Origin of the sequence: Blautia sp. BCRC 81119 (assembly GCF_003184505.1) — a bacterium.
In the GTDB taxonomy this organism is placed as follows: domain Bacteria; phylum Bacillota; class Clostridia; order Lachnospirales; family Lachnospiraceae; genus Blautia_A; species Blautia_A fusiformis.
The window spans coordinates 1-20,027 of the sequence record NZ_QJHD01000011.1; the positions used below are offsets into that span (position 1 = coordinate 1).

Consider the following 20,027-nt stretch of genomic DNA (forward strand, 5'->3'; position numbering starts at 1 on the left):
CATTTCATGCGCCTCGCCTACAATCTCAACCGAGCGTTTCCCGACATCGCCTTCCGCAACACCTTTCAGCCGCCCGCCCTGATGCTTGATGTCCTCAACCTCGAGTTCCAGCAGCGCGGCCAATTCGCTGGGGAGCATCCCGTCACGCTGCTTGTTGCTGTCCTTCATGGCCTGTACCGCTTCGTGGTCGGTCATTTCACGGACGATAAAGGGCATTTCCTCCAGCCCCGCCAGTTCACTGCCGTGGGTACGGCGATGGCCTGCTACAATTTCATAGCCGTTTCCATCTTTCTCCGGGCGGGCAAGACCGGGAACCATTACACCGTTTACGCGGATAGAAGCAACGATTTCCTGCATCTTCGCATCGTCCCGTACCTTAAAGGGGTGCGGACGGAATGTGTGAAACGGATGAACCTCGGAAAGTTTCAGATAAACCAGCTTGCCTTCCTCAACCGGGCGGGGCGGTGTGGTCGGCTCGGGAGCCGTCTGTTCCGCAGCAGCAGTTTCCTTCGGTGCCGTATCCTGTGCGGGCTTAATGGGCTCCTTGGCATCCGGGGCCTTTCCGTCACTTCGGGACACTTTGTCTCGTTTGGACGGCTTGGGCTTGTCAGGGGCCGCCTTATCCGCCTTGGGTGGGCGGCCCTTGCGGGCCCCAGCCGATTTCTCCGCTTTCTGATTTTCAGTCGCGGCCTTTTCCGCTTTCGGCGGACGGCCACGGCGCGGCTTTTTCGGCTCCTCCGTATTGGCGGGCTGCGGTGTTCCTCCGGGGGCTGCTGCCTCCGGTATTTCTGGAGTTTCCGCCTTTTCGACTTCGGCGCGGGCGTTCTGCCTCTTTTCCGCCATAAGCTCATTGATTTTGTCAAAGGACACAACCACATCGCCGGGCTCAGGTATGGCAGGCCCGGTCTGTTCCTGCCGGGGCTCAGACGCTGCGGCCTGTTCGGGTGTGGTGATAGGCTCGGCGGCCTCCGGGGAAATATTCTCCGCAGGGCCAGTATTCAATTTTTCATCGGCCATTTACGATCCTCCTTTTCGTTAAAGTTGCACAAATTTGAACGCTAAAATTTTGTAGTTATTTTTGTGCCTCCTTTCCGTCTATCCACGCAAAAAAACCGCCCGTTTTTCATGCCGGACGGCTTTTTGCGTAATGTGATAGATCAAATATTATTTTTTCTGGTTTGTAGACTCCGAAAAGCCTTGTATTTACAGTGTTCCTAATAGGAAGTAATCATAGGAGAAGGGTGTGTAATTGGTGCAGGGAGTGTTGTAACAAAAGATATTCCGCCGTATAGTTTGGCAGTTGGAAATCCATGCCGGGTCATTCGAAAAATAACTGAGAAAGATCATATGCCAGATGGAATTGAAAAGAATTAAAAATTTGCATTGATGATAAGCAGTTCATCTGAATAAAGAAAATAAAATGATCACAATTAATAACGCCGATGCAGGATTTTTATAATCCTATATCGGCGTTTGTTGGGTTACAAGAGAATGTATTTTACACTTATTTTCCAAATGTATTGCTGGATTTAGCAGCAGCTTTAGCTGCCATGGTGTTAGTGGACTCAAATAAGGAAGTTGTCGGTGCGACCGGACACATCAGTACCCGTCCTGTTCCACGATAAACATTTACCAGACCCTCTCCGCTAACTGCAGATCCGACAAGTGTTTTTGTAGATCTTTCTACGGTAAATTCAAGATTTGATGACCAGCATACAGCAAGGTTTCCATCAATTTTCAGTTCATCATTTTCCAATATGACTTCAATCAATTCATCTTCGGGAACATTAGACTCCAGTGCAGCTACACCATTTCCCTGCAAACTCAGATTAAACAGACCTTCGCTACCTAATACTGCTGATGAAAGGTTCTTTCTGGCTACAACTTTACTTTTTACATTTGCATCACAAGCCAGGAACATGCCATCTTCAATTGTCATTCCGGCTGGTCCCCATTTGCCAATGTCTGCAAGGATAATATATTTGTATGTCGGTTCTAATACCAGATAGCCTTCACCAACATATTCCGGTTTAACTGCGGTTTCTTTTGTAACCGCACCCTTGAGTGCCTTTCCAAGGAAATCTCCGATACCTTTTACACCAGATGTGGCTTGTACATTACCACCCATCCATTGCATGGCACCAGCCTGGATAACAGCTGAATGGTCTTTATCAATATCAATAACAACCTGTCTTCTTCTGACATGCATTTTACTCATGAAATACTCATTCATTGCATTCATAGGTGAAACGCTGGCATCCTGCACATATTCAAGCACATGGAAGTTTTCGATACTTTTCGCATATTTTCTGTTTTCATTTTGCAAGTTTTCAATTCGCATAGCATAATCTCCCTTTTAATAATAATTTATGATGTTGCTCGGATATGCTTATTATAAAAGAGGCAGCATAGATAGGAAACAATTCGTGCAGAGAAATATAAAGACAGAATTCTCAAAATTCGAGAAATATAAAGATGCAATTCCTCATGGTGGATGTGTATTATGAAAAATAAATTTGTTATAGTGACAATATCAACAAAAAAACAGAATATAAATGGGGTGATCAGATGGAAGCGGCACAGCGAATTCGATTAATCCGGATAATAGAAAAGATGGAGAAAAATCCGGCATTCAGTAATAAGCTTGGCATAAAGAACACATCTGAATATTTAGCAGAAAAAGAACAGAAAAAATGAAAGATACATATAAGAATGAGTTTCAGAAGGAGTAAAAAAATGTTATCGTTATTATTTGCAATTTGTATGATTTGGTTTGTTGGAAAATTTTTTGCTTTTGGGTTAAGAGCATCCTGGGGAATTATGAAATTACTTTGCACAGTTATTTTCTTCCCGGTGATATTGATTGGTATGGTTGTAGGTGGACTGATGTACATTGCTTTTCCATTGTTGATTGTCGGCGGCATTATAGCATTGGTGACGTCACATTCATAATCGATCAGGAGGAGAAAACGAATGGGATATGATATTGAAAAAGAAAAAAGAGAAGCAATTGAAGCTGGACGTAGAGCTTTGAACAGTCTTCAGGCAGCAAAAGAAAATTTAAACAGTGCAAAGAACTGGGGACTGGTAGATATGTTTGGCGGTGGTTTTTTCACTACGATGCTAAAACATTCTAGAATTGATCAGGCCAAACGGAATATGGAACAGGCAAAGTATGATCTTCGTAATTTCAGTAGAGAATTAAATGATGTAAACATGGTATGTAACTTGAATATCGATACTGGAGATTTTCTTTCTTTTGCGGATTATTTTTTTGATGGATTTGTTGTGGACTGGGTGGTCCAGGATCGAATCAATAATGCAAAAAGACAGGTAGAAGAAGCTATTCGAAGAACAGAAAGTGTCGTCAATCAATTACAGCGTATGTAAAGGAAAAGGCAATGAGTCAGAAATGGTTCATTGCCTTTCGTTGCGTTATGGCTTATTTTAATTTTTCTTTTTTGGCATTTAAGAGCTCAAGATTCTTGGTGAAGGCGCTTTCTCCGGAACCTTGATACCAGCTTTGCGGATCATAGCATCAAAATTTTGTTCAATTATATGCAGGGTATTCTGTTGCTTCTGGAGATCCTGCTTTTCTTTTTTTGCTGAGGACAGTTCTTCTTCCAGTTCCATCTGTTGGCGCTGCAGTTTTTCAGCCGACGGAAGTTTGTGAATACCAAATTCTGAGCACGTATGATGTCACGACAGGCCCGATAGACTTCACAGTATTTCTGAATTACTTGTTGATTTTGAATTGCCAGCCTCGTTTGTTGAATCTTATTATCGGTGGCATGAATGGAAGCCTCCAAATCTGCAACATGATTTTGGAATTCTTCGTAGTTTAGTTGGCAATTAAAGGCCTTTAATCAGCGTTTAATCTGCCATAGGACCCAATTATCCCCGCCATAGAACCAGTTGGTTGTCGGGATTTTCACACAGCCATTTATTGTAAGATGATAACATCAAAAAAGAAGAAAAATCCAAGGAGGACTGGCAGATGAAAGGTTATAACACAAGGTCAGTATGGATAATATCAGCAGAAATAAGGTATCTGCTGTCGGAACAGAAAAAGTTTCAAAATAAATCAAAAAATATTGATGAAGTCTACCAATCAGTGTTTTTTCGTTGTATAATGTTTTTGTCGTACAAGGTCACTTTCCTTTGTAATGTTTTGGGTCAAATTCATTATACATCAGAAAGTCCTGTACGATATTTTTTTATGAAAAAGTTGTAAAGTGGTGTTAGATAATAAAATATTGGAACAATGAAAGAGGAACAGGAAATATTTGAGCGAATTGTTATGACGAGAAAGATTTCTGGTCAAGATAGATAAGAATTAGAGTACAGGAGAAAGTAAATGGTAAAACAAATAGTAAGAGATGTTTTCTTCTTAGGCCAGCCATCTGAACCGGCCACGAAAGCTGACATCCAGGTTGGAAAGGATCTGCAGGATACGCTGCAGGCGAACAGAGAACGTTGTGTTGGTATGGCGGCGAACATGATTGGTGTAAAGAAGAATATCATCATTGTGAATATGGGATTCATAAATGTTGTGATGTTCAATCCGGTGATTGTTTCAAAACGTGACATGTATGAGACAGAAGAAGGCTGTCTGTCGCTGGATGGTGTTCGTAAGACGACCAGATACCAGGAAATAGAAGTAGAGTATTATGACTTCAAATGGAAAAAACAGCGCCAGAAATTGTCAGGATGGACAGCACAGATTTGCCAGCATGAAATTGATCATTTGTCTGGAAAGATTATTTAACCGCATGCGGATTGCGAATATTCGCTTGACTCAAAGCGGATTGTGAGGTGACGGATATGCTGAAAAACGTACTGATCGTGGTGGATGATATAGAAAAATCCATAGAGTTTTATAAAGACTTATTTGGACTGCAAGTGATTCTTAAGAATGAAGGTAATGTGATCTTATCGGAGGGACTTGTTTTGCAGGATGCCGACGTATGGGGGAAAACATTGAATGAAACTTCTACGCCATTCAATAACATGATGGAATTGTATTTCGAGGATTTTGATATAGATGGATTGCTTGCAAAATATGAATCCGGTAAGTATTTCGTCCGATATGCCACTGAACTAACAGAACTTGCAGGTGGGCAGAAGCTTGTAAGGCTGTATGATCCGAGTGGTAATCTCATCGAGGTTCGTACGCCATTTATGTGTAATTAAAGGAGAAGATATGCAGATTTTTGTTGATGCAGATGCCTGTCCGGTAATTGGTATTGTTGAAAAAGTTGCAAAAGAGCACAGTGTTCCTGTAACGTTGTTGTGTGATACCAATCATGTGTTATCTTCTGATTACAGTGAAGTGATCGTAGTTGGAGCCGGAGCAGATGCCGTGGATTATAAACTGATCAGCATTTGCCATAAAGGCGATATTGTTGTATCACAGGACTACGGTGTGGCTGCAATGGCATTAGGAAAAAATGCGTATGCGATTCATCAATCCGGGAAATGGTATACCAATGAAAATATTGACCAGATGCTTATGGAACGGCATCTGAATAAGAAAGCACGAAGGGCATCCGGAAAGAATCATTTAAAAGGACCACGAAAACGAACATCGGAGGATGATGAGCATTTTAGAGAATCCTTTGAGAAAATGATACATATGGCAATGGATAAGGAGAATTGATTTGAACGTACAGATTTTTGGGACAAAGAAGTGTAATGATACAAAGAAAGCAGAACGTTTCTTTAAGGAACGTGGGATCAAGTTTCAGTTTATTGATATGAAAGAAAAGGGCATGAGTAAGGGCGAATTTAATTCAGTTGCCCAGGCAAATGGTGGACTGGAAAATATGATCAACTGGGAGGGCAAGGATAAGGATCTGCTTGCGCTCATTAAGTATATTGCAGAGGAAGATAAACTTGAGAAGGTACTGGAAAATCCGCAGGTGATTAAGACACCGGTTGTCCGTAATGGAAAACAATCCACTCTTGGATATCAGCCGGATATCTGGAAGGCGTGGAAGTAAGAAACAGGATGTTTTACCATGTATGAGGAAGAAGAAAATCGCTGGCGTTGTTCCTTCCGGTCTGATGGAAAATGGATCAATGTAAACAAACTTCTGCAGACGTTTGGCGGAGGTGGACATGCTGCAGCAGCTGGTGTGCGCAAACGGACGAATGATGTTGAAAAATTCAGGCAGGAAATCCTTGAGCGGATTGTTATGATGAGAAAGTTTTTCGGGCAGGATAAATAAGAATTAGAAACAGAACACAGGAGAATCGTGAGGTGTAGAATGATGGAAAAGGAAAGAACCTATATTGCGATCGATCTTAAGTCATTCTATGCGTCTGTGGAATGTAAAGAACGAAATCGGGATCCTTTGACGACCAATCTTGTGGTTGCAGATAAAAGCAGAACAGAAAAGACAATCTGTCTTGCGGTATCGCCAGCATTAAAGTGTTATGGGATACCAGGAAGGGCTCGTTTATTTGAGGTTGTTCAAAAAGTAAAAGAAGCCAACAGCGCCCGCAGGTGGAAAGTGCCGAACAGAACTTTTATCGGAGCCTCTGATGACAGCACAGAATTAGATACCAATCCGGAACTGGAGATTGATTATATTGTTGCTCCTCCCCGGATGGCCCTCTATCTGGAATACAGCACCAGAATTTACAGTATTTATCTGAAATATATTGCGCCGGAAGATATTTTCCCGTATTCGATCGACGAAGTATTTATGGATGTAACGGATTATCTGCATACTTATAATATGACAGCAAGAGAACTTGCAATGACCATGATACAGGATGTGCTGAAAACGACAGGTATAACGGCAACTGCTGGAATCGGAACGAATATGTATCTGTGTAAGATTGCGATGGATATCGTGGCGAAGCACATTAAAGCAGATAAAGATGGTGTACGAATTGCAGAACTGGATGAAATGTCATACCGAAGGAAACTCTGGGGTCACAGACCACTTACTGATTTTTGGAGAGTAGGAAAAGGATATGCAAAGAAGCTGGAAGAATACGGGCTTTATACAATGGGAGATATTGCCAGATGTTCCATCGGAAAAGAAAATGAGTTATATAATGAAGACTTGTTATATAGGTTGTTTGGTGTTAATGCGGAGCTGCTGATCGACCATGCCTGGGGATATGAGCCCTGTACCATGGAAATGGTCAAGGCTTATAAGCCGGAAACGAACAGTGTTTGTTCCGGGCAGGTACTTCATTGCCCTTATGATTTTGAAAAAGCAAAATTAGTCGTTAAAGAGATGACAGACCAGATGGTTTTGGATTTGGTGGATAAGAAGCTTGTAACGGATCAGATCGTGTTGACGGTTGGTTATGATATTGAGAATCTGAACAATGCCGACAGGAGAAAGCAGTATCATGGAGAGGTTACGATCGACCGTTATGAAAGAAGAATTCCGAAACATGCACATGGAACGACCAATCTGAAACGACAGACTTCCTCAACCAAGATGATAACGGATGCAGTAATAGAGTTATATGACAGAATCGTTGACAGAAACCTGCTTGTCAGAAGAATCAATATCACAGCGAACAGGCTTGTGGATGAAAGTTCTGTCAAGAAAGAAGAAGTATATGAGCAGCTGGATCTTTTTACGGATTATGAGGCGCAAAGGAAAAAGCAGGAAGAGGAAGAGGCTGCGCTGGATCGCGAAAAACGTATGCAGGAAGCAATGCTCAGTATCAAAAAGAAATTTGGAAAAAACGCTGTACTGAAGGGGATGAATCTTCAGGAAGGTGCAACCGCCAGGGACAGAAATGAACAGATTGGCGGTCATAAGGCGTAAAGGAGTTGAAAGCGGATGAAAAATAATTCTTATGACGATATCATTAATTTACCGCATCCGGTCTCTAAGAATCATCCACAAATGCCACTTCGGGATCGGGCAGCGCAATTTGCTCCTTTTGCAGCCCTGACCGGACATGATGCTGCGATAAAGGAAACGGCAAGATTAACCGATGAAAGATTGGAACTGAGCGAGGAAGCGATTGCTCAGCTGAATGAAAAAATCAATATAATCAGAAATAATATCGGTATAGAACAGAAAGTATCGATAACTTATTTTATTCCCGATGCAAAAAAAGCAGGCGGCTCCTATGTTACGTGCTCTGGTATTGTAAAAAAGATAGACGAATACGAGCATACCATCATTATGACGGATCAAACGGTTATTCCAATCGAGCAGATAAGTGATATTAAATGTGAAGAGTGGTAAATGTGAAAAATGTTTCACTGGTGTTGATTTACTGTTTATAGTATTTCGCAACATCGTTTTTGAATTTTTCAAAAAGAGGATAATAAATATTTATAATGTCCTGAAATTTCTCTGCGGCGAAAGTACCATCGTAATCATGAGACAAATGATTTCTGGATTTCAGCATTTGCAGCCAGGTGTCATCATCAATAATACCATTGGTAAATGCCTGCTGCAGAGTTTCGCGTGGAGAGCCAACTGCAAAATCAAGAATTCCCATTTTTTTGATCAGAATATCTTTCATAACTTTCCAGGAGATGTCGAAAGTAAGACTGAAATTGAGAACAGTTCCTTCGAGAACAAAATCGGTCTTGGGGTCGGCTGTTTTGCTTTTTGCAAGATTGGAGAGACTTTTACAGAAAGTGTTATAGCGGTTAATAAATTTGTTTTCCATATTTTTTTATATCCTCCAATAAATACTCATTTTTTATACTGTCAAAGTCAAAAATATCAATTTTCCTTAGCGTTTCAATCTTCTGAAGATCATCTTCTAACTGCATTAGCTTATCACAGCCGTATACTACAAAATCAATATCACTGGTGGGGGTTGCAGTGCCTGTGGCGAAGGAACCGAATAAATCAAGGCGTTTTACGTTATTTTTTTTGCAAATCATGGTTACTTTTTCGATGATTTCGGAAATTGGCATTACGTTCATGATCCACTCATGTCCTCCTTTACTTGGAAAATTCTGATAAAAATATGATAGCAGTTTCTATAGATTAATTCAACTTTAAAGACACTGACTGCGGTTGGTGTTATTCTATAGTCGTAATCCTTTTGTGGCGTTATGGATTATTTTAATTTTTCTTTTTCGGCATTTAAGAGTTCAAGATTGAGCCCTTGTTCTCCGGCTGTTTTATCTACCCAAAGATTCAAAGAGTCTATGGCTAAAGAAATTTCATCAAGTTTTTTACTGATATAAGCAAAATCTTTCATTTCATCATCGCTGATCTTACCGTCACGGGCAATCTGGATTAGACGACCGGTAAGAGGGTTGATTTCATTTAAACTGGCAATTGTCTCCAAAATGATATTTGACAGATCGGTCATTTCTACTTCTGGAACATAACGATAGCCGATTTCGCATTTGTGAGAGCAATAGTAATTGCAAAGATCTGGTCTTTTATAGGCATCTGCCATCTGGAGGATATCATAAGGCGTAGGTTCTTGTGTTTCATATTCAAATTTTTCAATTTTTGAATCAGAGACAGCATCCATTCTTTCACTGGCCTCTGCTCTTGTAAGTCCTGCCGCTTCTCGGCAAAGCTGGTAAATTGTTTTGTTTTCCCTGGTGGATTGTTTACCCATGAGAATTTCCTCCTCGTATATCGCTAAACTTGCGGATTATTTATGTTCCAGGCCGCATGTTGAGCATGTATTTCTTATATGAATTTTATTATACATAAATTATGAACTAACAACAAGTAATAGACTTTGTAAAATTACCTATTTTATAAATCATTTCACGGGAATTTTTTACAATTAAATAATCCATTCCAAGGAAAAGCCAGCCCAGCTATTCATTGGAAAGACCATAGAAAAGACAGGTTCAGATACACTGATTAACCTCAGTATGTCCGGAACTGTTTTTTTGTTGCTATCGTTACTTTCGGGTGTCTTTGCCACGCTTGCTTCCTGGAGATTTCAATGACAACCCTTCTCCCATAAGGTATAATAAAGCAGAGTATTTTGTTTTGCTCACCACGAAACGAGAGGGAGATCTACATTAATGGATGCGAATGTGATCAATGAATTGAAAAGCGGCTTAAATGCCGCTTATATAAATGGTTCTGTGGCAGCAAATCTGGCGTATAAGCCAGTATTTGTGTCGAATAATCCGGAAGATGGGAAGAAAGTTATTTCATCTGTGGAGGATGAATTGCTGCGCTGTGATCAGTTTCAGATCAGTGTTGCATTTATCACGATGGGTGGTGTGACACCGCTCCTGCAGACGTTAAAAGGGCTTGAGGAAAAGGGCATTAAAGGATAGATTCTTACGACCAATTATCTGAATTTCAGCGAACCGAGAGCACTTGAGAAACTCAATGGATTGAAAAACATTACGTTGAAAATGTATGACGTGCATCAGAACTTAGAAGTAGGAGATATGGTGCAGGAGAGGGTGATACGGAGAGATACGAATATGAGTGCCCTTGCGGGAAAGGAAAAATCATAGAAGAACATGATAATATTCCTGGATTTCGTGATCATGATGTTTGGATAAGTTGTGATGAATGTTCCAAAATATACATTGGATACTTCAAAAGGAGTTCGCGGTTGGGAATTAGTGGAGAAAGAATAAATATGGGAAGATTAAAAAGCTGGATCCTAACGACATTTTATAAAAATGAGCTGCTTGCGATACAAAAAGAATATGAACGTAAGGTAAAGGAAATTAACTATGAAGCTCAAAAGAAAACGAAGCTGATTGATACAGTTCATAGAGTGTTTCGTGAACCTAATCATGTGATTATTGGAGTAGAAACTAATAAAATGGGGGATGAGGTTCTTGTTGTTCAGTGGATACATAGCAATGATATATGGATTATGCTATACAACGACAAATATAAAGCCTGTAGCAATCATCCTAGAATTATGGCTACTTATGAGAAGCCTTACGGAGAAGCTGAGTATATTCATATAGATGATATTATGGTAGAAGATAAAGAGATAGGTAATGGATCAATCCTTATGGAATATTTCCTTAAATACTGTAAAACGACGCCAGCAAAATATATATCGGGTAGTTTATCGTCTGTAGATTCAGATCATTTTGATAGATCAGAACATTATTATCAAAAGCATGGATTTAAAGTTGAATTTTATGAAGGGCGAAAATCCGGTAGTATTAGGTATGACATGAATGACAAGAAAACAAGGAATAAATTATAATATTGATACAAGAACGTATGTTCGATATAATAACTCTAGGATCGCCAAATTATCACAACTAAAAACATATCTCTACCTTTCGGGAATACCCCTCATTTCAGGTATATCCTGTCAAGAAAGATGAAGATATTGTTTTATGACTTTGGTTTCCTGAGGCCACACAGTTCAGAAAGTGTATCTTTTTTAGAATTCCTTTTTGTAGATACTTTCTGATTTTTTTCACCTTAGAGGGTGGCTAAGGCTGTCATTTCCTGTTCCGTAGTTATATCAAGATATACCATCGTTGTTTCTACGGAGGAATGACCGAGAAGAAATGAAATCTGAATACTACGATGACATTTTGAACGGGAACATGAGCTTCTCATCCTCATGTGCTCAATCAGGGTATCCGTATTGTTTTGTAAATAAGTTACATCTATAATGCTTTTTTCAGAAATTGTAGGAAACATTATAAATGAATATGATGGTAGGCAACATATAAATGCAAACAATATCTCCACCTTTTTTATCTGGAAGTGTGTTAAACACAGGATAATTCAAAAAAAGTGTTGATATGTTTGGGGTTGTGATAATTTGATAAATTTTAGAAAAGGTTACAGATTGACACCTGCTGTCAACCAAAGTTACAATTCATAGTGTTGAGAGCGCTTATCAATGAACTTATGATAAGAAAGGATACAATTTTATGAATGGATTAAAATTTATAAGAACAAGATGCAATATATCTTTAAATGAGTTGGCAGATATTTTGGATGTAAGTCGACAGCAGGTAAGTGCCTGGGAAAACGGTGTAAAGCCTATTTCTCAGAAAAGATTAAACCAGTTATCGAAGTATTTTGGTGTTGACGAAAAATATTTTCTGGATATATCAGAAGATGATAAAGAGTTTATTGTTTCCAAAGCTCTATATCGCCGTCAGGACAATGAAAAAGAGATATATTGTTTTGTAAAACAGGGAGAGATGGAAGATGATTTCAAGTATAGACCGTTTTCGTATCCTAATTTTGAGGAATCATTAGATGAACAAATGATTCGTGCGAAGAAAAAGAACAAAGATACAATAGAAGGAATACAGGAAGCAATGAGGTATTTTGGCAAGCCAGATAAGATTATTGAGGAGATTTCTGCAATTAATCGCGGCTGTAAGGTTTATGATGCACTTACAAAGTATTTGAGACAAATGCCAAAAGAGGCTCCGGGAACAATTATTTTGTATTATAATATGGTCAGAAATGTTCTTTTTTCGCTTCTGATTGCCAATGGACTGATGAGTAAGGAAGAACTTGAAAAAGAATTTGAGCATAATATTGGAAGTAAATTGTATGATGATATGGAATGGATCTATGAACAAGCTGATATTTTCAAAAAGAGATATGATTATAAAGTGAAACTGGTTGAAGAACAAAGGATTAAATTCCAAAAAGAGGAATAGAAAATGAAAAGTGAAAAAACAGGTACCTCAATGAGTAGAATTGAAAATACAAGATTAATATCCGCAGTTTATTGTGACTGTAAAAAGTGTTTTCATTCTGTAAATAAAAATGGAATGCTATATTGTAAATATTATGATCTTTTTTCACCTATAAAGAAAAAATGCGCCAGATATTCGTTCCTTGATAAAGGGAAAAAGAAAAGAATATTGCCGAAAGAGAAACCCAAAAGAGTAAAAAAGGAACCTACGTTTCCATGGGAAACCCCGTAAAATGTATCTGATAATTTGCAGAAAGAGTAAAAAATGGAAGATAAATCAGTGGTAGCTCAAAGATCGATTAGATATTTGGATGATAAAGTTTCTTTGTTAAAGAGAAATCAAAGCTGATGGAGGATAATCGTTATGATCAGAAAGATGCAGAACATAGATATTAATAGAGTTGCTGACATATGGTTGAAAACCAATTTAAAAGCGCATGATTTTATTCCTGAGCAATATTGGACAAGTAATTATGAATTAGTGAAAGAAATGATGTCACAAGCGGAAGTCTATGTGTATGAAGATGATAAAATGATTCAAGGTTTTGTCGGATTAAGTAACGAATACATGGAAGGTATTTTTGTTTCTGATGAAATGCAGTCATGTGGTATAGGTAAACTTTTATTAGAGTATATCAAGAATAAAAAAGCTAGATTGCGATTAAACGTATACCAGAAGAATGCCAGAGCCATCTCTTTTTATCAAAGAGAAGGGTTCGATATTCAATGCGAAGGATTCGATGATGCTACTGGTGAAAAAGAATACACAATGTTGTGGCAACAGAAATAGAAAGCGGATTTTTGGGGAGGATTTTATATGGAGTTTAACAATAAGGTAGTGATTGTGACGGGAGGCGCGCAGGGCATTGGAAAGACCATTGCAGAGGAATTGCCTTTATGAAAAAGCATAAATATAATGACAACACCCAAAAGAAAGGAAGAAGTAATCATGTATAAAAAATTAATGACATGCCTGGAAAGCGTAAGAAAGAAAATTGATTTCAAACCAGAAGTTGCACTGATCCTTGGATCCGGACTTGGAGATTTTGCGGATGGAATTCAGATTGAACAGACCATCGACTATACGGACATCGAGGGATTTCCGGTTTCTACTGTAAAAGGACATAAGGGACGTTTTGTGTTTGGGTATGTGGAGAAAACACCGGTTGTAATCATGCAGGGACGTGTTCATTATTATGAAGGATACGCAATGTCAGATGTTGTTCTTCCAACGCGTCTTATGGGAATGCTCGGTGCGAAAAAAATCCTTCTCACTAATGCAGCAGGAGGAGCTAATCCTTCCTATAAACCGGGAGATTTCATGATGATCACAGATCACATTACAACGGGAGTTCCAAGCCCTCTGATAGGACCGAACATAGATGAGCTGGGAACCAGATTTCCGGATATGAGTGAGGTATACAGCCGCCGTCTTCAGGATGTGATCCGCAAATGTGCAAAAGAATGTGACATCAAACTTCAGGAAGGTGTTTATGTACAGTTTACAGGACCAAATTATGAGACTCCTGCAGAAGTAAGACTTGCACAGAGATGGGGTGGAGATGCAGTTGGAATGAGCACCGCATGCGAAGCTATGGCTGCCCGGCACATGGGAATGGAAATCTGTGGAATTTCCTGCATCACAAATATGGCAGCAGGAATTTCCCAAAAAGAGCTTAACCATAAAGAAGTGCAGGAAACAGCAGACCGCGTAGCGAAATCCTTCAAGGAATTAGTAACAAAAGTTGTTGTAAATATGTAAGATCCATAAGTAAGACATCAGAAAGGAGACAAAAATTATGAAGAAATATAAGAGAATATTTACTATTGTAATAGACTCCTTTGGGGCAGGAGAAATGCCGGACGCAGCCCAGTACGGGGATGAAGGAACAGATACTATGGGACATATTTCCCAGAATGTAGATGAATTTACGATTCCAAACCTTCAGAAGCTTGGAATTGCAAATCTTCATCCGTTGAAACAGGTTGCAGCAGTGGAGCGACCAATGGGTTATTATACATTTTTAAAAGAAGCCAGTACCGGAAAAGATACTATGACAGGACACTGGGAAATGATGGGGCTTCACATCACAAAACCGTTTAAGACTTTTACAGAGACCGGATTTCCAAAAGAGCTGATCGATGAGCTTGAGAAGAGAACGGGACATAAAGTAATTGGAAACAAGAGCTCCAGCGGAACAGAGATCCTGGATGAACTGGCTGAGGAAGAAATCGCTACCGGTCATATGATCGTTTACACATCTGCTGATTCTGTATTGCAGATCTGCGGAAACGAGGAGACTTTCGGACTGGATGAACTGTATCGCTGCTGTGAGATCGCCCGTGATATCACCATGAGGGATGAGTGGAAAGTCGGACGTGTTATTGCAAGACCTTACCTTGGCAAGAAAAAAGGTGAGTTCAAACGTACCAGCAACCGCCATGATTATGCACTGAAGCCTTACGGAAAAACTGCGCTTAATGCATTGAAGGATGCAGGTTATGATGTGATCTCCGTTGGAAAGATTTTTGATATTTTTGACGGCGAGGGACTGACAGAGTCCAATAAGTCAAAAAGTTCTGTTCATGGAATGGAGCAGACAATTGACATTGCGAAAAGAGAGTTTGAGGGGCTTTGTTTTGTAAATCTTGTAGATTTCGATGCTCTTTGGGGACATCGACGCAATGTAAAGGGATATGCAGAGGAACTTGAAAGATTTGATGTAAAACTTGGTGAACTTCTTGATGAGCTTCGTGAGGATGATCTTCTGATCATTACAGCTGACCACGGAAATGATCCGACACATACAGGAACTGATCACACAAGAGAAAAAGTACCATTTTTTGCTTATTCTCCATCCATGGAGGGATACGGAAAACTGAAAGATCAGAATACTTTTGCAGTAATCGGTGCAACGATCGCAGATAATTTTGAAGTTAAGATGCCGGAGGGAACAATTGGAAGTTCTCTTCTGGATGAACTGAAGTAAAAGGAAGGTAAAATGGATAAAAAAGATATATTAAAAAAGGTGGATCACACATTACTTGGACAGACTGCAACATGGAATGATATTCGAGGAATCCTGGATGATGCCATGAAATATGAGGCTGCATCTGCATGTATTCCAGCTGCTTATGTAAAACAGGCAGCGGAATATGTAGCGGGAAAACTTCCGATTTGTACAGTGATCGGTTTTCCGAACGGATATAATACAACTGCTGTAAAGGTATTTGAAACAAAAGACGCCATTGCAAATGGTGCTTCAGAAATCGATATGGTTATTAACATCGGATTTTTAAAGGATGGAAGATATGAGGAAGTAGAGAATGAGATTCGTGCGATCCATGAAGCTTGTGATGGAAGAATCCTCAAAGTCATCATTGAAACATGCCTTCTTACCGAAGAAGAGAAAATTAAAATGTGTGAGATCGTTACAAATGCAGGAGCAGAATTTATCAAAACTTCTACCGGATTTTCTACGGCGGGAGCAACTTTTGCAGATGTAGAGCTGATGAAGAAATATATTGGAAAAAATGTAAAAGTTAAGGCAGCAGGTGGAATTTCATCTTTCGATGATGCAGAAAAATTTATCAGTCTTGGCGCAGAGCGTCTTGGAACAAGCCGTCTTATTAAGATCCTGAAAAATACGGACACTGGTGCAGGATATTAACACTGTGAAAGAGGACTGTCAAAGACAGGATTATACATAAATTATGAACTAACAACAAGTAATAGAATTTGTAAAAGTATCATTTCACATTTTTCTACCAGCTGTGGATAAAGGATGGACGGAATCTAAAAAATACGATAAAATCTGCATTAGAAATGCTGTTGTCGTGAAATTTACAAACGCTCGAAAAAGGAAAAATAAACATGGCAAAGAAAGATTTGCTATCCGGTACCGGCGTTAATTTATATAGGTGATATTATGAAAATTACTTACATTAACCACAGTGGATTTTTGGTTGAGACCAGAGACTGCTACTATATTTTTGATTATTACAAGGGTGAATTACCGAATCTTGACAAGGAGAAAGAAGTGATCGTTTTTTGCAGTCACTTCCATAAGGATCATTTTAACCCACAAATTTTTGGGATCCTTGATGATATGGGAATGACTTATCAGGCAATCCTGGCGAATGATATACGAAAAAGGAATCATTTGTCGGATATGAAGATCACATATGTTTATCATGATCAAGCTTATAGTTTGGATAATGAAACCAAAGTTGATACATTGCTATCTAACGATAGTGGTGTCGCATTTATTGTCAAAACAAAGGAAGGTACCATTTATCATGCCGGTGATTTAAACGACTGGTATTGGGATGGTGGGTCGAAAGCTGATAACCAGAGACTTACTTCAGCATATCGCGCGGCGATCAGGAAAATCAAGGGTATGCATTTTGACGCTGCATTTGTTCCCTTGGATCCGAGACAGGGAGATCACTATGCTGACGGGATCCTGTATTTCCTTAAAAATGTAGATTGCAATGTCATTTTTCCAATGCATTACTGGAATGATGCCAATGTAATTAAGCGGTTTATTACTGAATATCCGCAATATAAGTCACGCATTAGAAACACAGAATGTACAAAAGGAGAAGAAATTTCATGAGAGAAGGAGACGGGCATGGAGCACTTACGTTGTGTAGTTGAAAGAATTACATATCAGAATGCCGACAATGGCTACACGGTTCTGAAATGTGCGGTGAAGAATTACAGTGATCTTGTCACAGTAGTTGGCACGATGCCGGATACCCATGTTGGTTCTGTGCTGTCTCTGGAAGGTATGTGGAAGATGGATGCCAAATATGGGCGGCAGTTTTTGGTGGAGAAATTTGAAGAGACACTTCCTGCCACAGTATATGGAATCGAAAAATATCTTGGTTCCGGTCTGGTGAAGGGCGTTGGTCCAAAGTTTGCAAAAAGAATTGTGGAAAAATTCGGGAAGGATACACTGGATGTTATTGAAGAGACACCAGATGAACTGCTCAAAGTATCAGGTATAGGAAAAGTACGTGTAGACCGGATCAAAACAAGCTGGCAGGAGCAGAAAGAGATCAAGAATATCATGCTTTTTCTGCAGAGTCATGAGGTCAGCACCTCTCATGCGACAAAGATTTTCAAGACGTATGGAAGTGAGAGCATTGCAATCGTAAAGGAGAACCCATACCGGCTTGCAGATGACATCTGGGGAATTGGATTTAAGACAGCGGATTCCATTGCACAGAAGATGGGGATTGACAAAGGCAAATTTGTCCGTCTGCGCAGTGGTATTTTTTATACATTGAATAAGCTGGCAGAAGCAGGTCATTGTTATACAACAAGAGAACAGCTGACTGGAAGGGCAAAGGAACTTCTGGAAGTGGAAGAACCGGAGCTGGAGATCACCTTGGATGAGATGATCCGCACGAATGATGTGATCAGAGATGAAGCAGAAGATCGGGAAGCAATCTATCTGCCCCCATATTATTTTTCAGAAAGTGGCTGTGCAAAGCGGCTGCTTCGGTTGATGTCCTGTGGAAAGAAGAAATCTGAGGATACGGAAGAAATATTGAAGAAAGTAGCAGCTTCATCAGAAATTACTTATGACGAGATTCAGTGGCAGGCGGTAAAGACAGCGGTTTCCTCTAAGGTCATGGTGCTGACCGGTGGACCTGGAACCGGAAAGACTACAACAACTCTGGGAATTATTTCTGCATATAAGCAGGCTGGATGTCAGATCATTCTTGCTGCACCGACTGGAAGAGCAGCAAAGAGAATGTCAGAAGCAACTGGAATGGAAGCAAAAACGATTCACCGGTTATTGGAATATAAACCTCCGGAAGGCTATCAGAAAAATGAAGAACATCCGCTGGAAGGAGATGTGCTGATACTGGATGAATGTTCCATGATCGATATTATGCTGATGTATAATCTTTTAAAAGCATTGCCGCAGCAGATGTCTCTGATTCTGGTAGGCGACATTGATCAGCTGCCAAGTGTCGGAGCGGGCAATGTTCTTAGAGATATTATTGATTCCGGATGTGTTCCTGTAGTTCGTCTGACACGGATTTTCCGTCAGGCACAGGGAAGTCGGATCATCATGAATGCACACCGGATCAATAGAGGGGAAGGCATTGATATGAGAGGTGGGAAAGATGCCGACTTTTTCTTTGCCACCAAAGAGAGTAATCAGGAAGTGTTGGATACTATCGTCCAATATTGTAAGACGAACCTGCCGAGATACTATCATGTAGATCCACTGCAGGATATTCAGGTGCTGACTCCGATGCAGAGAGGCGAATGTGGGGCAGTAAATCTGAACCAGGTGCTGCAGGAAGCCATGAATCCGTCAAAGATCTTTCTGCGGAGAGGAGGCACACAGTACCGGTTGAAGGATAAGGTGATGCAGATCCGGAATGATTACGATAAGGAAGTATTTAACGGAGATATTGGAACTATCACAAAAGTTGACGTGGAAGAACGGGAACTGACAGTTCTGTTTGATGAACGGGAAGTAGTCTATGATGTGACAGAGCTGGACGAACTGGCGCTTGCCTATGCAGTGACGATCCACAAATCCCAGGGAAGCGAATATCCAATCGTTGTCATGCCATTTACCATGAGTCATTTTGTCATGTTGCAGAGAAATCTCCTTTATACAGGTGTGACCAGGGCGAAAAAGATCCTGGTACTTGTCGGAGAGAAGAAAGCTGTGTATTATGCGATAAAAAATGAAACGACAACTGGCAGAAATACATGTCTGGCAAGACGTCTGCAGCCGGACAGCAAAGAAGCACAGGAAGTGAAGGCACAGCTTTTGAAAGAAGCAGTAGACGAGACCGCAAATGAGAACGGAAGCGACAGTAAGAAGATGATCGTCTATAAGGGCAGCATCCAGCCTTCTATGGCATGTGAGACACCGGCGGTTTATGAGGGAAATCTCTGGAAACGCCTGTCGCAGTCAAAGTTCAGAAGCAGTTTTTCCCTGAAGGCAAACGATCGGAGTTATGTATCAGAAAAGGGAATGGAGAAAGTACGTGAGCATGCCTGTGATTTTATCAGAAAGCGTCTTGCACCGGCAGAAATACCAAATGATGGAAAACAGACACCGATGAGAGGGCATCCGGTTTTTGTAGCCCAGCATGCCACAGCTACCTGTTGCAGGGGATGTCTGGAAAAATGGCATCGTATTCCGAAAGGACGGGAATTGACAGAAGCGGAGCAGGAATATATTGTAAATGTGATCATGGAATGGATCGGTCGGGAAATTCATTGAGAGAACGTCTCGGTTTTGGGGTCTGATTTCTATAGCCGTAATCCTTTAATATCTTTAATACGTGATAAGATCGTATTGCAGCTGCAGCTGATAACGCCGGGCAGTGTAGCAATAAGTGAAATTATGAAACCT

25 protein-coding genes and 2 pseudogenes are annotated in these 20,027 nt (G+C 40.2%); 20 read left to right on the forward strand and 7 right to left on the reverse strand.

All coding sequences use genetic code 11. The features are described 5' to 3' along the window. On the reverse strand, nucleotides 1-1,017 hold a 1,017-nt coding region (locus DMI82_RS08115), incomplete at its 3' end, for a ParB/RepB/Spo0J family partition protein (RefSeq protein ID WP_110103032.1). A 207-nt stretch (nucleotides 1,018-1,224) separates the two neighbouring features. Between DMI82_RS08115 and DMI82_RS20655 the strand changes: the two are divergent. After that, a pseudogene (locus DMI82_RS20655) lies at nucleotides 1,225-1,374 on the forward strand (sugar O-acetyltransferase); the annotation flags it as partial. A gap of 130 nt (nucleotides 1,375-1,504) precedes the next feature. On the opposite strand, the gene DMI82_RS08125 reads toward DMI82_RS20655, so the two are convergent. Further along, on the reverse strand, nucleotides 1,505-2,341 hold the full coding sequence (locus tag DMI82_RS08125; RefSeq protein WP_110103033.1) for an AIM24 family protein: 837 nt from the start codon (nucleotides 2,339-2,341) through the stop codon (nucleotides 1,505-1,507). 395 nt (nucleotides 2,342-2,736) lie between these two features. Between DMI82_RS08125 and DMI82_RS08130 the strand changes: the two genes are divergently transcribed. Together DMI82_RS08130 and DMI82_RS08135 are read left to right on the forward strand one after the other, a co-directional pair. Further along, the gene (locus tag DMI82_RS08130; RefSeq protein WP_110103034.1) at nucleotides 2,737-2,952 is read left to right on the forward strand and encodes a hypothetical protein; all 216 of its coding nucleotides are present in this window, start codon (nucleotides 2,737-2,739) and stop codon (nucleotides 2,950-2,952) included. Between the two features lie 21 nt (nucleotides 2,953-2,973). Next, nucleotides 2,974-3,390 (forward strand): hypothetical protein, encoded by a 417-nt coding sequence (locus DMI82_RS08135; RefSeq protein WP_110103035.1) that lies wholly within the window; start codon nucleotides 2,974-2,976, stop codon nucleotides 3,388-3,390. 78 nt (nucleotides 3,391-3,468) lie between these two features. On the opposite strand, the gene DMI82_RS19735 is transcribed toward DMI82_RS08135, so the two are convergent. Then, nucleotides 3,469-3,633: a hypothetical protein gene (locus DMI82_RS19735; protein ID WP_158526437.1), complete on the reverse strand. Its 165-nt coding sequence runs from the start codon at nucleotides 3,631-3,633 to the stop codon at nucleotides 3,469-3,471. 724 nt (nucleotides 3,634-4,357) lie between these two features. Here DMI82_RS19735 and DMI82_RS08140 point away from each other — a divergent pair. From DMI82_RS08140 to DMI82_RS08170, 7 genes are read left to right on the forward strand one after another with little or no spacing between them, the layout of a single operon-like run. Beyond that, on the forward strand, nucleotides 4,358-4,768 hold the full coding sequence (locus DMI82_RS08140) for a peptide deformylase (RefSeq protein ID WP_015526465.1): 411 nt from the start codon (nucleotides 4,358-4,360) through the stop codon (nucleotides 4,766-4,768). Between the two features lie 56 nt (nucleotides 4,769-4,824). Continuing rightward, nucleotides 4,825-5,193 carry a VOC family protein gene (locus DMI82_RS08145; protein WP_015526464.1) on the forward strand — a complete coding sequence of 123 codons (369 nt, stop codon included), beginning with the start codon at nucleotides 4,825-4,827 and terminating at the stop codon, nucleotides 5,191-5,193. A 10-nt stretch (nucleotides 5,194-5,203) separates the two neighbouring features. Continuing rightward, the gene (locus tag DMI82_RS08150) at nucleotides 5,204-5,659 is read left to right on the forward strand and encodes a YaiI/YqxD family protein (protein ID WP_015526463.1); all 456 of its coding nucleotides are present in this window, start codon (nucleotides 5,204-5,206) and stop codon (nucleotides 5,657-5,659) included. A 1-nt stretch (nucleotide 5,660) separates the two neighbouring features. Continuing rightward, the gene (locus tag DMI82_RS08155; protein WP_019163300.1) at nucleotides 5,661-6,002 is read left to right on the forward strand and encodes an arsenate reductase family protein; all 342 of its coding nucleotides are present in this window, start codon (nucleotides 5,661-5,663) and stop codon (nucleotides 6,000-6,002) included. 18 nt (nucleotides 6,003-6,020) lie between these two features. Further along, nucleotides 6,021-6,230, forward strand: a complete 210-nt coding sequence (locus DMI82_RS08160; protein WP_110103036.1) for a DHHA1 domain-containing protein — start codon at nucleotides 6,021-6,023, stop codon at nucleotides 6,228-6,230. Between the two features lie 42 nt (nucleotides 6,231-6,272). Further along, entirely contained in the window at nucleotides 6,273-7,799 is a 1,527-nt protein-coding gene (locus tag DMI82_RS08165) for a Y-family DNA polymerase (RefSeq protein ID WP_110103094.1), read from the forward strand. 15 nt (nucleotides 7,800-7,814) lie between these two features. Further along, on the forward strand, nucleotides 7,815-8,228 hold the full coding sequence (locus DMI82_RS08170; RefSeq protein ID WP_110103037.1) for a hypothetical protein: 414 nt from the start codon (nucleotides 7,815-7,817) through the stop codon (nucleotides 8,226-8,228). A gap of 28 nt (nucleotides 8,229-8,256) precedes the next feature. Here DMI82_RS08170 and DMI82_RS08175 read toward each other — a convergent pair whose 3' ends face one another. The 3 genes from DMI82_RS08175 to DMI82_RS08185 all read right to left on the reverse strand — a co-directional run bounded on the left by DMI82_RS08175 (nucleotide 8,257) and on the right by DMI82_RS08185 (nucleotide 9,576). Beyond that, nucleotides 8,257-8,661: an HI0074 family nucleotidyltransferase substrate-binding subunit gene (locus DMI82_RS08175; protein WP_022426101.1), complete on the reverse strand. Its 405-nt coding sequence runs from the start codon at nucleotides 8,659-8,661 to the stop codon at nucleotides 8,257-8,259. Continuing rightward, nucleotides 8,642-8,923, reverse strand: a complete 282-nt coding sequence (locus DMI82_RS08180) for a nucleotidyltransferase family protein (RefSeq protein WP_110103038.1) — start codon at nucleotides 8,921-8,923, stop codon at nucleotides 8,642-8,644. Before DMI82_RS08180 ends, DMI82_RS08175 begins: the two co-directional genes overlap by 20 nt. Nucleotides 8,924-9,060: 137 nt before the next feature. Next, nucleotides 9,061-9,576, reverse strand: coding sequence for a helix-turn-helix domain-containing protein (locus DMI82_RS08185; protein WP_110103039.1), 516 nt, complete (start codon nucleotides 9,574-9,576; stop codon nucleotides 9,061-9,063). A gap of 421 nt (nucleotides 9,577-9,997) precedes the next feature. Here DMI82_RS08185 and DMI82_RS08190 point away from each other — a divergent pair, with 421 nt between their 5' ends. From DMI82_RS08190 to recD2, 10 genes are all read left to right on the forward strand, one after another. After that, nucleotides 9,998-10,258 carry a hypothetical protein gene (locus tag DMI82_RS08190; RefSeq protein ID WP_330409225.1) on the forward strand — a complete coding sequence of 87 codons (261 nt, stop codon included), beginning with the start codon at nucleotides 9,998-10,000 and terminating at the stop codon, nucleotides 10,256-10,258. A gap of 314 nt (nucleotides 10,259-10,572) precedes the next feature. Continuing rightward, entirely contained in the window at nucleotides 10,573-11,160 is a 588-nt protein-coding gene (locus DMI82_RS08200; RefSeq protein WP_110103040.1) for a hypothetical protein, read from the forward strand. Between the two features lie 685 nt (nucleotides 11,161-11,845). Beyond that, nucleotides 11,846-12,592 carry a helix-turn-helix domain-containing protein gene (locus DMI82_RS08210; protein WP_110103042.1) on the forward strand — a complete coding sequence of 249 codons (747 nt, stop codon included), beginning with the start codon at nucleotides 11,846-11,848 and terminating at the stop codon, nucleotides 12,590-12,592. Between the two features lie 3 nt (nucleotides 12,593-12,595). Further along, nucleotides 12,596-12,862, forward strand: a complete 267-nt coding sequence (locus DMI82_RS08215; RefSeq protein ID WP_110103043.1) for a hypothetical protein — start codon at nucleotides 12,596-12,598, stop codon at nucleotides 12,860-12,862. 132 nt (nucleotides 12,863-12,994) lie between these two features. Then, entirely contained in the window at nucleotides 12,995-13,420 is a 426-nt protein-coding gene (locus DMI82_RS08220; RefSeq protein WP_110103044.1) for a GNAT family N-acetyltransferase, read from the forward strand. A 159-nt stretch (nucleotides 13,421-13,579) separates the two neighbouring features. Then, nucleotides 13,580-14,392, forward strand: a complete 813-nt coding sequence (locus tag DMI82_RS08230) for a purine-nucleoside phosphorylase (protein WP_110103045.1) — start codon at nucleotides 13,580-13,582, stop codon at nucleotides 14,390-14,392. A gap of 37 nt (nucleotides 14,393-14,429) precedes the next feature. After that, the gene (locus DMI82_RS08235; RefSeq protein WP_110103046.1) at nucleotides 14,430-15,620 is read left to right on the forward strand and encodes a phosphopentomutase; all 1,191 of its coding nucleotides are present in this window, start codon (nucleotides 14,430-14,432) and stop codon (nucleotides 15,618-15,620) included. Nucleotides 15,621-15,632: 12 nt separating this feature from the next. Beyond that, the gene (gene deoC, locus DMI82_RS08240) at nucleotides 15,633-16,301 is read left to right on the forward strand and encodes a deoxyribose-phosphate aldolase (protein WP_110103047.1); all 669 of its coding nucleotides are present in this window, start codon (nucleotides 15,633-15,635) and stop codon (nucleotides 16,299-16,301) included. 258 nt (nucleotides 16,302-16,559) lie between these two features. Further along, the gene (locus tag DMI82_RS08245) at nucleotides 16,560-17,249 is read left to right on the forward strand and encodes an MBL fold metallo-hydrolase (protein ID WP_021652513.1); all 690 of its coding nucleotides are present in this window, start codon (nucleotides 16,560-16,562) and stop codon (nucleotides 17,247-17,249) included. A 15-nt stretch (nucleotides 17,250-17,264) separates the two neighbouring features. Further along, nucleotides 17,265-19,895 carry an SF1B family DNA helicase RecD2 gene (gene recD2 / locus DMI82_RS08250; protein ID WP_110103048.1) on the forward strand — a complete coding sequence of 877 codons (2,631 nt, stop codon included), beginning with the start codon at nucleotides 17,265-17,267 and terminating at the stop codon, nucleotides 19,893-19,895. A gap of 29 nt (nucleotides 19,896-19,924) precedes the next feature. Here recD2 and DMI82_RS20770 read toward each other — a convergent pair. Continuing rightward, nucleotides 19,925-20,008, reverse strand: a pseudogene (locus tag DMI82_RS20770) (AsnC family transcriptional regulator); the annotation flags it as partial. Nucleotides 20,009-20,027: the final 19 nt, after the last annotated feature.